Raw genomic sequence first — 13,236 nt, forward strand, 5'->3', positions numbered from 1 at the left:
CTCATGCGGCGTTCACGCCGTCCAGAACCGCGGCGAGGCCGAGTTCGTCGCAGGTGCGCCGGGTAAAAGGCGCCGGATAGCCGCCGGCCTCGGAGAGGAGCCGCGCCAGGGAAGCCGCATCATCCACATCGTACCATGGCGGGAGTTCGACAAGATCGAGGCCCAAGGCGGCGGCCTGGTGGCGGGTTGCGGCGGCGACACTGTCCGTGCTCCAGGCGATGTCTCGAAACAGGCCGGGATGCGGCGCGCGCATGCCGAGAAGATAATAGCCGCCATCATCGCAGGCTCCCAGCACGATGCGCCGTTCATCACCCTCCAGCAGCGCGAGGGCTGCCTGCACCAGGAAGGCGGTCGGCAGGGTCGGCGTGTCTGAACTCAACACGCAGGCGGCGGTGTGGCCCTGGTCGAACTGGCCTTGGATCGCGTGGAAAAGACAGCGCCCAAAGCCTTCCACGCCGTCGGGCATGGGAATGGAGCCATCGGCCGGCAGGCAGGTCGTGCGCGGAGCGAGATGCGGCAACAGGAGCTGTTCGCTGCCGATCGGCGCATAGGCCGCGTAACCCAAAATCGGCGCCGCGAGCGAGGCAGCCGCCAGGCTCTCGGTGGTATCGCGCAGGAAAGCGCCGCTGAGCCGTGCCGCTTGTTCCGGCGTCAGCGGTGGGCAGAGCCGCGTTTTGGAATAGCCGGGCCGCGGTGATTTTGCCATCACGCCGATCGCGCAGCTGCCCGGAAGGTAGCCGATCGGTGGCGCGTCCGCGGCGCCGGGCGCTGCCGCCACCGCCATCTTGGCGGCAAAGGGTGACGCGCCTGGTCCAGCTTCCATAGGTCATCCTTTCGAGCCGGCCGCAGGACGAGCGAGACATCGCCTGCGCTGCGGCGTGCATGGCTCATCCCTTATTCTTCGCCGGACGACAGAGGTTACACGCGGCGCCGGAAATCTGCCCGGCACGGCATCACATCAACGCTTGCGCACGAACCTCTGCCCGTCCGCGCCGCTACCACCGCGCCAGCCGGGAGATCGTGATCTGCCCGATCAGCGTGACGATGCCGCAGCCGAGGGTGTACCAAACGGCGATATAGAGCGGGTCGTTCGAGGGGCAGGCGAAGACGAAGACGAAAGCACCCCAGCCGGCCGAGGCCAATGCTGCGGCGAGCGCCGTCCCGCGTTCATCCGAAGGCGCGCCCCGGCGAATGAGGAAGCCGAGCGCCACCACGGCCGGAATGGACAGGGCGATCATCTTCCACGCACATTGCAAGCCCTGGCGCCAGTCCAGCCGCAGCAGCAGATGCGACACTCCTCCCTGCGCCGCATCGATCAGCCAACCACTCGCGAAGATGATGGCGATGCAGACGAGGATCCAGCGCAGCCCACGCCGGGGAGAGCGGGTCGGATCGATGGAGCAGAGTGCGATGCCGGCGCCGAGCACCGCGATCAGCCCCATGCTGACGAGTTTCCACCAGAAGGATGGCGCCTCCATCGCAAGCCGCATATCCGGCCGCATGAAACCCATCGCCAGGAACAGGGCGACTTCCAAGATGCCGAGAACCGCGAGAATGGCGGCTTCGCGCAAGACGCTGCGGGGGCGCACCGGCCGGAGTTCGCCGCTCAGCCGCGCGATGAGCGAGTCAGTCTGCATCGACGGACTTCCGCGCAATGCCCGCGAGACGTTTGAGCCCGCGATGGATGTTCACCTTGACGAGCGCGACCGACTGGCCGGTGGCGCGCGATGCCTCTTCGAGGCTGTATCCTTCGATCTTGACCAGTTGGATGACTTCCGCCTGGGCCGGGCGAAGCTCGCGGATCAATTGCCCGAAGGTCGTCTCCGCAATCACCGCGTCCTCGTGGTCCGGCGTGCCGAAGCTATCGTCCAAAGGCTCGGTCGCATCCCATTTCATCGAGCGCAGCCGGTCGATCCATTTGTGGCGGGCGATCGCGGCGAGCCAAGGGCCAAAGGGCCGCGAAGGATCGAAGGTGTGCCGCTTTTCATGGAGCGCGAGAAGCACATCCTGCACGCTATCTTCAACCATCATGGCCGGGACACGGCGCTGATAGTAGCGCCGGAGCCAAGGGACCAGTTCCTCCAGAAGCGCGCGATAGGCATCCGCATTCCCCTCCAGGGTCGCCGCCATCAACCGATCCCAGTGGCCGGCCGATGCCTGGCGAAGCTTGGCGCTCGTCACCGTAACGCCATCGCGATCGACACGTGAGCGGAGCGGTCCCTCGGGCCATGCGAGGGCTGAACCAAACCCCGCCCAGCCTTATTCGATTGTGCGATCCTTGAGGTTACAGGGGCATCGCTCGCGCGTTCTTGTGCGCCCGAGGATAGCCGTAAGGCGCCCACATTCCATCGGCTTGGCGCCCTGGGCAAGGTCGCGGGCGCGAGACATCGCACCAACGGGAATTTTGGCCTCCAATCGTCTCGCATAGGCCCGCTGCTTCCATGTTGCGGCCGATGGTTTGGGTGCCCCTCATGCCCATACCTTCCTGCCTGCCGGTCCGTGGGGCCGACGGGCCTTTTAGGGTAAGTGGACTAAAACGTCCAGTCATCCGGCGCGCCCCGCCGTCAGGGATCGTTGGCCGAGCCGGTGATGAGCCGGGTGCTCCGCCGATAGGTGAGGTAGGCCCAGAGCCAGTTGAGAACGACGGCCGCGCGGTTGCGGCCACCCACCAGAAACAGGATATGCGCCACCCCCCAGAACCACCACGCCGGCGCCCCCCAGAGGCGCAGCCTGGTTAATTCGGCGACTGCCGAGAGGCGGCCGATGGTCGCGAGGTTGCCGTAATGGCGATATCGGAAGGCGGCTGGGGCAGGGCGGCCGAGCAGGGATGCCCGGATCGCCTCAGCCACATACTGCCCCTGCTGCTTGGCGGCGGGCGCGAGGCCCGGCACCATCTTGCCATCCCAGCCGCTGGACGCTGCCGTATCACCCACCGCGAAGATCTGCGGGCGTTCCGGCACCGAGAGGTCGGCGCCGACGATGATGCGGCCCGCGCGATCGGCGGCCGCGCCCAGCCACTGTGCGGCGGGCGAGGCGGCAACGCCCGCGGCCCAGAAGGTCGTCCGCGCCGCGATGCGGCGATCATCGATCCGCACCCCCGCCGCATCGATCGCCGTGACCTTCGCCCCGACGATCACTTCGACGCCGAGTGCCGCCAGCGCTCGCGCTGCCTCTGCGGAGGAGCCGGCGGAGAAGCTCGGCAGCACGCGCGGCGCCGATTGCACCAGTACCACCCGGGCCTGGGCAGGATCGATCCGGCGATATTCCATATCCATCCCGGTTCTTGAGAGTTCCGCCAAAGCGCCGGCGAGTTCCACGCCGGTCGGGCCGCCCCCGACGACCACAAAGGTCAGCCAGGCCTTCTGCTTCTCGGCGTCCATCGTGCTTTCCGCCTCTTCGAAGGCGCGCAGCACCCGGGCGCGCATGGCGGTCGCATCCTCGATCGTCTTGAGGCCCGGCGCGACGGTGGACCATTCGTCTCGCCCGAAATAGCTGTGCTCGGCGCCGGTCGCGAGGATGAGAAAATCGAAGGAGATACGCTCCTCGCCGACGATGACCTCTCGCGCCGCGGCATCGACCCCCGAGACATCGGCGAGCCGCACGGTGGCATTGCCCTGTCCTCGGAGCACGCTGCGGATGGGCACTGCGATATCGGCCGGGGAGAGCGCCGCGGTCGCTACCTGATAGAGGAGCGGCTGGAACAGATGGTAGTTGCGCCGATCGATCAGCGTTATGCGACAGTCCGTCCGCCGCAGCGCCTGGACGGCGGCAATCCCCGCGAAACCGCCACCGACCACGACGATATGGGGCGCGCTTGCCCGGAAGCCGCGCGCGCTCGTGTCGAATTTGCGGAGGGCTTGGCCGAGCCCGTGGTCGAGCGAAATCCTGCCCGGCCCGCGGGCCAGGATCAGCAGCAGGAGGAGGCCGAGGGCGGTGCCGTCCTGCTCGGGGCGCAGAAGCGGCATCAGCGGCCAGATGATGCCGAGCGCGAGCGCAAGCGGGCGGGTCATCACCCCGAGGATCAAAGCCCAGCCGAGCAGGATGAGCCACCAGGGCGCCGTCAGAAGCGCGCCTGAGATCGGCTGCGGCCACAGGGCGAGCCCTGCACCTCCGGCGGCGAGGAGCGCCAGGAACAGGCGGGTGACGAGGGGCAGCCCCGCGCTTGCTCCCCTGTCGAGGCCGGCATAGAAGCCGCCGATCATCCGCACCGGTGCGAAGGGCACGCGCCGCAAGCCGGGCCGCATCAGATAGTCGATCGAGAGCGGTCCCGCGCCTTGCACGACCAGCCAGAGCATTAGAAGGTCACGCGCCCCGGCCCCGGCCCCGTCCTGGAGCGGGCCGGCGTGCCCGAGCCCGAGCCCGAGCAGGAGAAGGAGGGCCGCGGGCCGGGTCATCAGACCGATCGCCAAGAGGACGGGCAGGATGCTCTGCAGCAAGGTCTCCGGGGCAGGTGGGATCTGCGAGAAGCCATGGGCCTGCATCATCGCCATGAGACCATGGACGAAGCTTTCCTGGGCGAGCCCAAGGCGGGCGGCCAGCAGCGCACCGGCGCAGACCAGCTCTCCGCCACCGCGCAGCCCGCCATCAAGGAGGCGGGTGGCTTCCAGCATCCGGGGCAGCACGTCCTTGCAGCGCGCGATCCGCCGGGTAAGGGCTGCCATGGCCCTGATCCGGCGGTGCTCTCTCTTCGCCTCTGCGGGCTTTCTCATGGTTCAGGAAGCGAGTGCGAGCGCGCGCGCCAGGGGGCCATCATACCGCAGGCCGGGAATGAGCCGCTTGGCGAGCAGATTGTCGATCCCGAAGCTGCGGCCGGCCTGGGTGGCCGCAAACATCCCATGCGTGCAGATGATACCGACATAGGTCCAGGGCCATTCGGTCGGGTCATTGTAGAGCCCGATCAGCAGGTTGAGCGTGAACAGTGCGGCAAGCGTGCCCGACAGCCGGACCATGAAGCCGAGCATGAGGGAGGCGGTAAAGAACACTTCGAGGAGATAGATCACCGGCTGGATCAGCGCGATGTGAGCCACGAAGATCTGCATGATGTCAGCATGAATTTGGAAGGAGCTGTATTTCACCGTCTGGCCGAGCCAGTAGTGGAAGCCGGGCGATACCGGCAGCGGAAGTTTCCACAGGGTGCCGAGATACCACATGCCGGCGGCCAGAACCCGCATCAGATAGATGCTCACATGGGTGAGCGTCCGCTGGCTTGGATCGCGGCGCCAGTTCAGGGAGAAGACATAGAGGCTGCCGAGAAGAATGGCCCAATACAGCAGAACGGTGAACCATCGCAGACCGCCGAGGGAGAGCTGATCGGGAATTCCCCCCGTCAGAAACTGGAAGAAGGTATGAACCGGATTGTCGTGCATGGCCGTTGCCTCGCGGGGTGAAGGTCGTCGTCTGTCCTTCTTCGGGATGCTGGCGGAATAGTTACGCGCCGGTGCCTGCCTCAGAAGGATTGCCAAGCGCCCGCCGCGGCGAGGGAGTAAAACGCACCCGCGCTGTAACTTCTCGTGATGCCGCATCGAAAGATGCCCTGACGGTATCGATGGTGTGCCGTCGCATCAGCCCATAAAGGATGCCCGGCCGCGCCGGGCGGGGAGCATGGCATGCGCCGTTGGTTGTTGCTCGCGCTCATCACTTTGATGCCGACGTTCGCGGCGGCGCAAAGCGCGCCGCGCCCGATCGTGGGCGAACTTTTCACCTCCGAAGGATGCTCCTCCTGTCCGCCGGCCGATGCGCGCATCGCCGAGCTTTCGAGGACGCGGCCGGACCTGCTTCTGTTGACCTTTCATGTGACCTATTGGAACAATCTCGGCTGGCGCGATCCCTTCTCGCTCGAAGCGGCAACCGCGCTTCAGCGGCGATATGTGGCGCTCGGGATCAGCCCGGAGGTATATACGCCGGCCCTCATCGTGGACGGCAAGCTGGACGCGATCGGCTCGGACGAGGAGGCTGTCAACGCCGCCCTGCGCCGCGCCGCCGCGGAGCGGCAGACCGCCGCGCAGATCCACCTGCAGCGCCGCGGCCCGTTGATGGAGGTGGCGCTCGGCGCCGGTGCAGGCCAGGGCCAGGTTTTGCTCATCGGTTACGACCGGCTGCATCGAACCGAGGTGCGCTCCGGTGAGAACGGCGGCCGCACCCTCATCGAGGCGAATGTCGTGCGGTCGATCGCGGCGATCGGAGATTGGCACGGAGAGCCCCTGCATCTGAGCGTTCCGCTGCCTCAGGGCCAGGAGGTCGCGGTCCTTTTGCAACAGCAGAACGGCCCCATCATCGGCGCCGCTCATACCGCCATCGAAGGAGCCGCCGGCGTCCGGTGAGCTTCCGAGCGCCATGAGCCTCGCAAATGCGGCTTGGTCGGTGTGCAATGCCCGGGCGGTGATCGCGCTGGCAAGCCGGGCCAGGATATTCGATCATGCGGCCCCCATCGGCCCCTGGTCCACAACGCTTTCCGGGCATGTCCGTCAACCCAAGGGAATATCCGCCATGCGCGTCCTGCCATGTCTCGTCGGTGTTCTGCTGGCCGCGTTCACCGGGATCGCCCCTGTCTCAGCGGCGATCGTGCAGAAATACGAGCAAAGCGCTTTCGCGGCCGCGCAGCGGCAGGGCGAGCCGATCCTCATCTTCGTCGAGGCGTCTTGGTGCCCGACCTGCGCCAGAGAGCGCCCAATCCTCAACCGCCTTTACGCAGAGCCGCAGTTTCGCAGCTTGCGGGTATTTGATGTCGATTTTGACACGAGTAAGCCGCTGCTGCGCCAGCTGCATGTCCAGATGCAGAGTACCCTCATCGTCTATCATGGATCGCAGGAGATGGGTCGCCTGACCGGCGCCACGGACCCGGTGGTGATCGCTCATCTTCTGGAAAAGTCCGGGATATAGGCGGTGTCGATCGCCGGTTTTGGGGCCAGTCTCGGCGCCGGGTTTCTCGCGGGCGTGCTCTCGACCTTGTCGCCTTGCGTCTTCCCGTTGCTGCCCCTGGTCGTGGGCGCGGCAACCGCTACCGGCCGCTTCGGGGCATTTTGGCTGGCTGCGGGCGTTGCCACCTCTTTCACCCTCGCGGGGCTCTTCGTGGCGACGGTCGGCTTCGCGATCGGCTTGGATGGCGGTGTTCTCCGCAGCGTCTCCGCAATTCTCCTGGTGATCCTCGGCGTCATGCTTCTGAGCACGGCGGCGCAGACCAGGCTCGGGATCGTCACTGGAACACTCACCAATGCCGCTGATCGGTTGAGCCGCATGCTCTCGGTTTCGGCGGCACCGGGACAAGCGATCATCGGCCTGCTGCTCGGCCTGGTATGGAGCCCTTGCGTGGGCCCGACGCTCGGCGCCGCCTCGCTTCTCGCCGCGCAAGGAAAGGACCTCCCCGGCGTGGCCGGCATTATGCTGGCCTTTGGCATCGGCACGACCATACCGCTGATTCTCGTTGCGATCTTGTCCCGGCATGTCCTGCTCCGCTGGCGTCGGCAGGCGCTGACGGTCGGGCGGGTTGGCAAGCTGGCGATGGGAGTGAGCGCGATTGCGGTGGGCCTGCTCATCCTTTCCGGCACGGATCGTTACATCGAGACGCGGCTCGTCCAGGCTTCGCCCGCTTGGCTGACGATGGTGACGACGTATTTCTGAACCTCTCCGCCGGCGCATCGCCTGGCCCGCCAAGCGTCGCTCGCTCGCTGCGGGCGATTACGCGGGGAGCGCCATCTTCGCCGCCATCAGGGCGGCGCCAAGGGCACCGCCCTGATCACCGAGCTGCGCGACTCTGAGATCGACCTTGACGGCGAAACCGGGAGCCCTTTCCAGGGCCGCCTGCAGACGGTCGTGGAACAGCGGGAGATAGGGCGCGACACTTCCCCCGAGGACCGTCACCTCGGGCATATAGAGGGTATGCAAAACCGCGAGGCCGCGCCCGAGGCGATTGCCATATAGCGCAAAGCAGGCGGCGATATCAGGCTCGCGGTCAGCGCGCGCTGCGGCTTCACCGATCAATCGGGCGGCGGGAATCTCAGCCGCGAGCTGGGGCCGCAGCATGGCCTGCAGGGCGGTGCGGGAGGCGAGGTGCTCCCAGCAGCCGTCAGCGCCGCAATAGCAGCGCTCGGTATTCTCCAAAATCGGAATGTGGCCGCCCTCCGGGTGGGCGCCGCGCGCGCCCCGGAAGGGGAGGCCATGGTCGAGCAGGGCGACGCCGATGCCGGTGCCGAGCGTTACCATCAGCATGCGTTCAGAGCGCCCGCCGGCGCCCGCTTCATATTCCGCGAAGGCTGCCACCGCGGCGTCATTATCCATGGCCACCGGCACGCCGCAGCGCGCTTCCAGCATCGTGGCGAGGGGCATCTCCGAGAACCATGGCAAGGTGTCCTGGTTATGCACCGTGCCGGTCGCACGATCGACCGGGCCGGCTGCGCCCACGCCGATCGCCGTCAGAACACTCGCCGCCGGCAGGAGATCGTGCAGGATGGCCGCGATGCGCGCGATCCTCGCATGCGCGTCGCCCGCGCCAAGCTCGGCCGTTGGCCAGACTTGGGCAGCGGAGATGGCACCCGCCTCGCAGATGACGAGGCGGCTCGCCGTCCCTCCCAGGTCGATTCCGGCGATGACGGGTCTCATATCTCGGCATGGCCTTTCTGTCGTCGTGGAAAGCGCGGGGGCACGGAGGCCGCCGCCCGCGCCTGCGCAGGTCTGCGCCCCGTCTCTAGCCGGCGCCGATGATCAGGCAAAGACCGGTGGCGATGATGATGATCCCCGTCAGCCCATGCATGCCGAAGGCGAGGGCTCTGCTTCCGCCGGAGCGCAGAACGCTCACCATGTCGCCGAAGGCGATCAAGCTCGCGATGAGCATGAATTCACCGAGCAGCCGCGGCGATCCGTTGGCGATCAGCAGGAGCACGAAGAGGCAGGACGCGATGTCGCGCGTGCCCTTGACCGAGAGCCAGGCGGCAAATCCGGCGGAGGGTGGGGGTGAGCCAGCGATGCCGAAGCCGGCTGCCGCGGTGGCGGGTGCCAGCCAAAAGCGGGCACCGAGGAAGAGGATGGCGGCCGCGATGAGGCCGGACAGGGCATATCCGGCGTCGAGCAGCAGGTGCGTCTGGGTCATTGGGGGTGCTTTCGTTTGTCGTGTGCAGATGATCTAGCGGCGCTAGAAAAATTGGTCAAGAAAAAACTGCCGTTGACAGAAAGAGGTTCGTCGATAGGATATCTCAATGTCGATTGCCGAACGCAAAGAGCGCCAGCGCGCTGAGCGCTATGAACTCATTCTGGCCAAGGCGGCTGAACTGGCAGAAGCCGAGGGTTGGGAGGCTGTCACCACCCGCCGTCTCGCCGAGTTGATCGATTACAGCCAGCCGGTTCTCTACAGCCATTTCAAGAGCAAGGCTGAGATCATGGCGGCGGTGGCGACGAAGGGCTTCGAGGAACTGGCGGCGCGGCTGGAAGGGGCGTTGCGGCACGCCGCGGGCGCCCCCCATCCGGTTCGCGAAGTCTCGCTTGCCTATCTGGACTTTGCCCGATCGCGGCCGGTTCTCTACGAGGCGATGTTCATTCTGCCGACGAAGATCAAATTCGCCAGCGAGGAAACGCCCCCGGCGCTTCGTGCGGCCTTTGCCGCCTTTCTCAAGGCAATCGGGCCGGATCGGACAGAGGCTCCGTTACTCGCCGAAGTCTTATGGAGCGCCCTGCACGGCATGGTGGTGCTGGAGCAGTCGGCGCGCATTCCGGCTCACGGCGCGGAGGAGAGGCTCAACATCCTCGTCGAGAAGTGGTCGTCAGCTTAGGTGTGTCAGTCTGACAAGCGCCAGACCGCAGCAGCCTTCGGCGGATGGCGGGCGATTGCCGGGCCAGGCTTGCATCCGAATGCCCGCGCACATGGTTGCGTCAGGCGCCTGAAACCAGGCGATGGCTATGCGCGCCTTACCCGGCTCACCGATCATCTAAATCATTAAAAAGATTGGCGGACCCGAGACGATTCGAACGTCCGGCCTTTGCCTTCGGAGGGCAACGCTCTATCCAGCTGAGCTACGGGTCCGTGTGCCGCAAGTGCTGACCGGCCAGTCTCTAGCGGGAAAGGGGAGCGATGAAAAGGGGGGATCGCGCGGGGGCCGCACCCGCCCCGGCCCGCAGGCTTGCGGAAGGCGCCCCGTCGGGGGTGGCAGGGGCGGCGCGCGCTGGCTATCATCGGCACCAATGGTCGGGCGGTCAGCGAGGAGCGGGGCGATGATGAAGGCGATCGAAATGCGCGAGGTATCCAACCGCGTGGTGAGCTGCGAAGGCACCGGCGGCCAGCTCGGCCACCCGAAGGTCTATCTGCGCCTGCCGGCGGTGCTCAACGGCCCCGATCAGGTGCAATGCCCCTATTGCTCGCGCCTTTTCGTGCTGAGCGGCGAGCCGGTCGCGGAAGGCCACTGAGGCGCGGAGCCGGCGAGAGAGCATCCGCGCATGGCCGAGGACGCCGCCGCCCCGCACCTCATCCTGATCGACGGATCGGGCTTCATCTTCCGCGCCTACCACGCCATCCCGCCGATGAACCGGGCCGATGGCACGCAGGTCAACGCGGTCTATGGCTTCTCCAACATGCTGGCGCGGCTGCTGAAGGATCATGTCGGCACGCATTTCGCGGTCATCTTCGATGCCGGGCGGCTGACCTTCCGCAACCGGCTTTATGCCGAATACAAGGCGCATCGGCCGCCGCCGCCGGACGATCTCATCCCCCAATTCGCGTTGGTGCGCGCGGCGACCCGCGCCTTCGGCGTGCCGGCGATCGAGCTTGAGGATTGGGAGGCGGATGATCTCATCGCCTCCTATGCCGCCGCGATCACGCGGGAAGGCGGGCGGTGCACCATCGTCTCATCCGATAAGGATCTCATGCAGCTCATCCGCCCGGGCGTCGAGATGCTCGATCCGATGAAGCAGAAGCCGATCGGGCCGGCCGAGGTGCTGGAGAAGTTCGGCGTGCTGCCCGAACAGGTGATGGACGTGCAGGCGCTGATCGGCGACTCGGTCGATAACGTGCCCGGGGTGCCCGGCATCGGGCCCAAAACCGCGGCAAGCCTGATGGCGGAATATGGCTCGCTGGAAGCGATCCTCGCCGCCGCGCAAGACGGCATGAAACCCTCCAAGCGGCGCGAGGCGCTGGTGGAGCATGCCGAGGCTGCCCGCCTTTCCCGCAAGCTGGTGGAACTCTGTGCCGAGGTGCCGCTGCCCGCGCCCATCCCGAGCCTCGTTGCCCGGCCCTGGGTCGGGGAAGAGCTGAAGGCGTTCCTCGCCGAGCAGGGATTTCGCTCGATCGCGACCCGCCTCGGTCTCGACGGCAACAAGGCGATGGCCGCCCCGGCGCCCCTGGCCGAGGGTGGCGCGCCCATGCCCTTCGGTGCGCCCGCGCCGCCGCCGGAACCGGTCGCGAGCGCGGCACCGGTGCCGAGTGCCGCGCCCTTCGGCCCTTATGAGACGATCCAGGATCTTCCCGCGCTCGCTGCCCTGCTCGCCGAGGCGACGGCCGAGGGCATGCTCGCCGTGACCGTCATCGCCGAGGGCGGGGAGGGGATGCGCGGGCGTCTGGTCGGGCTCGGCCTCGCCCCGCGCGCGGGGCGGGGCGGCTATCTGCCGCTCGGCCATGATCTGCTGGCCGGCGCCCAGGCGGAAGTCGGTGCGGCGCTCGCCGCCCTGCGGCCGGTTTTCGCCGATCCCTCGGTGCTCAAGCTGTTCCATGGCGCTAAGGAAGCCCTGGCCGTGCTGGAACGCGCGGGCCTGCCCGCCGGCACCGCGCCGCTCGACGATGTCATGCTGATCTCCTACGCCCTTGATGCCGGGCGGCACAGCCATGGCCTGGGCGATCTCGCGAGCCTGCATCTCGGCCATGGGATGGTGGGCGTCGAGACGGTGACGGGGGCGGGGCGGGGGCGCATCGCCCTCTCGGCCGCGCCCCTTGACCGGGCGACGGCGCTCGCCGGCGAGGCGGCGGATGCCACGCTCCGCCTGTGGCAGGTGCTGCGGCCGGGCCTTCGCCCCTGCAAGGCGCTCGCCCTCTACGAGATGATGGAGCGGCCGCTGGTGCCGGTTCTGCTCGCCATGGAGCAGGCGGGCATCGCCGTCGATGCCGATGAACTCCGCCGCCTCTCCGCCGACTTTGCCGAGCGCATGGCGGCCGAGGAGGTGCAGATCCACAGGCTCGCCGGCCGGCCCTTCAACCTCGGCAGCCCGAAGCAGTTGGGCGAGATCCTGTTCGACGAGATGGGCCTGCCCGGCGGCAAGCGGATGAAGACCGGTGCCTGGGGCACCGATGCCGCGGTGCTGCAGGATCTGGCCGATCAAGGCCATGAACTGCCCGAGCGGCTGCTCGCCTGGCGGCAACTCGCCAAGCTTAAATCAACATATACGGATGCGTTGATAGAGGAGATCGACCCCGGAACCCGCCGCGTCCATACCCGCTTCGCGATGGCGGCGACGAGCACCGGGCGGCTTTCCTCGATCGAGCCCAACCTGCAAAACATCCCGATCCGGACGGAGGAGGGCGGGCGTATCCGCCGCGCCTTCGTGGCGGCACCGGGGTCGCTCCTGGTCAGCGCCGATTATTCGCAGATCGAGCTGCGCCTGCTGGCCCATGTCGCCGATCTGCCGGGCCTGCGGGAGAGCTTCCGCAATGGCGAGGACATCCATACCCGCACGGCCTCCGAGGTATTCGGCGTGCCGATGCAGGGGATGGACAGCCTCACCCGGCGGCGCGCCAAGGCGATCAACTTCGGCATCATCTACGGCATCAGCGCCTTCGGCCTCGCCCGCCAGCTGCAAATCGAGCCCGGCCAGGCGCGGCGCTATATCGACGCCTATTTCGAGCGCTATCCCGGCATCCGCGACTATATGGAGCGGACCAAGCAGGAGGCGCGGGAGCAGGGCTTCGTGCTGACACCCTTCGGGCGGCGCTGCTGGATACCTGGAATCGCGGACAAGAACGCCGCGCGCCGCGCCTATGCCGAGCGCCAGGCGATCAACGCGCCGTTGCAGGGCGGGGGCGCCGATGTCATCAAGCGCGCCATGGTCCGCCTGCCGGCCGCACTCCGGCAGGCGGGGCTTGCCGGCCGCATGCTCCTCCAGGTGCATGACGAGCTTCTCCTCGAAGCGCCGGAGGCGGAGGCCGCAGCGGTTGCCGCGCTTGCCCGCACGGTCATGCAGGAGGTTGCGGTGCTCTCCGTCCCGCTCGTGGTCGAAACCGGGATCGGCCGCAGCTGGGCGGATGCCCATTGAGGCGGAGGCCGGCGG

The 13,236-nt window shown here is 67.3% G+C and carries 13 protein-coding genes and 1 tRNA gene; 6 read left to right on the forward strand and 8 right to left on the reverse strand.

Annotated elements, in window-relative coordinates; genetic code table 11:
• Position 1: 1 nt before the first annotated feature.
• From ACYQ7X_RS12060 to ACYQ7X_RS12080, 5 genes are all read right to left on the reverse strand, one after another.
• On the reverse strand, positions 2-823 hold the full coding sequence (locus tag ACYQ7X_RS12060; protein WP_459697282.1) for a TIGR04282 family arsenosugar biosynthesis glycosyltransferase: 822 nt from the start codon (positions 821-823) through the stop codon (positions 2-4).
• Between the two features lie 172 nt (positions 824-995).
• Entirely contained in the window at positions 996-1,637 is a 642-nt protein-coding gene (locus tag ACYQ7X_RS12065) for an NrsF family protein (RefSeq protein WP_459697283.1), read from the reverse strand.
• Positions 1,627-2,130, reverse strand: a complete 504-nt coding sequence (locus ACYQ7X_RS12070) for a sigma-70 family RNA polymerase sigma factor (RefSeq protein WP_459697284.1) — start codon at positions 2,128-2,130, stop codon at positions 1,627-1,629. Before ACYQ7X_RS12070 ends, ACYQ7X_RS12065 begins: the two co-directional genes overlap by 11 nt.
• Positions 2,131-2,564: 434 nt before the next feature.
• Positions 2,565-4,661: an NAD(P)/FAD-dependent oxidoreductase gene (locus ACYQ7X_RS12075; protein ID WP_459697285.1), complete on the reverse strand. Its 2,097-nt coding sequence runs from the start codon at positions 4,659-4,661 to the stop codon at positions 2,565-2,567.
• A gap of 51 nt (positions 4,662-4,712) precedes the next feature.
• Positions 4,713-5,366: a hypothetical protein gene (locus ACYQ7X_RS12080; RefSeq protein WP_459697287.1), complete on the reverse strand. Its 654-nt coding sequence runs from the start codon at positions 5,364-5,366 to the stop codon at positions 4,713-4,715.
• Positions 5,367-5,606: 240 nt separating this feature from the next.
• Here ACYQ7X_RS12080 and ACYQ7X_RS12085 point away from each other — a divergent pair, with 240 nt between their 5' ends.
• The 3 genes from ACYQ7X_RS12085 to ACYQ7X_RS12095 are packed head-to-tail and all read left to right on the forward strand — an operon-like array spanning position 5,607 to position 7,617.
• On the forward strand, positions 5,607-6,320 hold the full coding sequence (locus tag ACYQ7X_RS12085) for a DUF1223 domain-containing protein (RefSeq protein ID WP_459697288.1): 714 nt from the start codon (positions 5,607-5,609) through the stop codon (positions 6,318-6,320).
• 13 nt (positions 6,321-6,333) lie between these two features.
• Positions 6,334-6,879: a thioredoxin family protein gene (locus ACYQ7X_RS12090; RefSeq protein ID WP_459697289.1), complete on the forward strand. Its 546-nt coding sequence runs from the start codon at positions 6,334-6,336 to the stop codon at positions 6,877-6,879.
• Between the two features lie 3 nt (positions 6,880-6,882).
• Positions 6,883-7,617, forward strand: a complete 735-nt coding sequence (locus ACYQ7X_RS12095) for a cytochrome c biogenesis CcdA family protein (protein WP_459697290.1) — start codon at positions 6,883-6,885, stop codon at positions 7,615-7,617.
• Between the two features lie 57 nt (positions 7,618-7,674).
• On the opposite strand, the gene ACYQ7X_RS12100 is transcribed toward ACYQ7X_RS12095, so the two are convergent.
• Positions 7,675-8,595, reverse strand: a complete 921-nt coding sequence (locus ACYQ7X_RS12100; protein ID WP_459697291.1) for an ROK family protein — start codon at positions 8,593-8,595, stop codon at positions 7,675-7,677.
• An 85-nt stretch (positions 8,596-8,680) separates the two neighbouring features.
• Positions 8,681-9,082, reverse strand: coding sequence for a DUF4267 domain-containing protein (locus ACYQ7X_RS12105; protein WP_459697292.1), 402 nt, complete (start codon positions 9,080-9,082; stop codon positions 8,681-8,683).
• Positions 9,083-9,188: 106 nt separating this feature from the next.
• Here ACYQ7X_RS12105 and ACYQ7X_RS12110 point away from each other — a divergent pair, with 106 nt between their 5' ends.
• Positions 9,189-9,758, forward strand: a complete 570-nt coding sequence (locus ACYQ7X_RS12110) for a TetR/AcrR family transcriptional regulator (protein WP_459697293.1) — start codon at positions 9,189-9,191, stop codon at positions 9,756-9,758.
• Between the two features lie 174 nt (positions 9,759-9,932).
• On the opposite strand, the gene ACYQ7X_RS12115 is transcribed toward ACYQ7X_RS12110, so the two are convergent.
• A tRNA-Arg gene (locus ACYQ7X_RS12115) sits at positions 9,933-10,009 on the reverse strand.
• A gap of 188 nt (positions 10,010-10,197) precedes the next feature.
• On the opposite strand from ACYQ7X_RS12115, the gene ACYQ7X_RS12120 reads away from it, so the two are divergent.
• Both ACYQ7X_RS12120 and polA read left to right on the forward strand, forming a co-directional pair.
• Entirely contained in the window at positions 10,198-10,389 is a 192-nt protein-coding gene (locus ACYQ7X_RS12120) for a zinc-finger domain-containing protein (protein ID WP_459697294.1), read from the forward strand.
• Between the two features lie 30 nt (positions 10,390-10,419).
• Positions 10,420-13,221, forward strand: a complete 2,802-nt coding sequence (gene polA / locus ACYQ7X_RS12125) for a DNA polymerase I (RefSeq protein WP_459697295.1) — start codon at positions 10,420-10,422, stop codon at positions 13,219-13,221.
• The last annotated feature ends 15 nt before the right edge of the window (positions 13,222-13,236 follow it).

The sequence above is a fragment of the Acidisoma sp. C75 genome (assembly GCF_054665095.1).

Bases quoted from the DNA above. Each gene is read 5' to 3' on its own strand.
- ACYQ7X_RS12060 (WP_459697282.1), bottom strand. From the start codon at position 823: ATGGAAGCTGGACCAGGCGCGTCACCCTTTGCCGCCAAGATGGCGGTG.
- ACYQ7X_RS12065 (WP_459697283.1), bottom strand. From the start codon at position 1,637: ATGCAGACTGACTCGCTCATCGCGCGGCTGAGCGGCGAACTCCGGCCG.
- ACYQ7X_RS12070 (WP_459697284.1), bottom strand. From the start codon at position 2,130: ATGGCGGCGACCCTGGAGGGGAATGCGGATGCCTATCGCGCGCTTCTG.
- ACYQ7X_RS12075 (WP_459697285.1), bottom strand. From the start codon at position 4,661: ATGGCAGCCCTTACCCGGCGGATCGCGCGCTGCAAGGACGTGCTGCCC.
- ACYQ7X_RS12080 (WP_459697287.1), bottom strand. From the start codon at position 5,366: ATGCACGACAATCCGGTTCATACCTTCTTCCAGTTTCTGACGGGGGGA.
- ACYQ7X_RS12085 (WP_459697288.1), top strand. From the start codon at position 5,607: ATGCGCCGTTGGTTGTTGCTCGCGCTCATCACTTTGATGCCGACGTTC.
- ACYQ7X_RS12090 (WP_459697289.1), top strand. From the start codon at position 6,334: ATGAGCCTCGCAAATGCGGCTTGGTCGGTGTGCAATGCCCGGGCGGTG.
- ACYQ7X_RS12100 (WP_459697291.1), bottom strand. From the start codon at position 8,595: ATGAGACCCGTCATCGCCGGAATCGACCTGGGAGGGACGGCGAGCCGC.
- ACYQ7X_RS12105 (WP_459697292.1), bottom strand. From the start codon at position 9,082: ATGACCCAGACGCACCTGCTGCTCGACGCCGGATATGCCCTGTCCGGC.
- ACYQ7X_RS12110 (WP_459697293.1), top strand. From the start codon at position 9,189: ATGTCGATTGCCGAACGCAAAGAGCGCCAGCGCGCTGAGCGCTATGAA.
- ACYQ7X_RS12120 (WP_459697294.1), top strand. From the start codon at position 10,198: ATGATGAAGGCGATCGAAATGCGCGAGGTATCCAACCGCGTGGTGAGC.
- polA (WP_459697295.1), top strand. From the start codon at position 10,420: ATGGCCGAGGACGCCGCCGCCCCGCACCTCATCCTGATCGACGGATCG.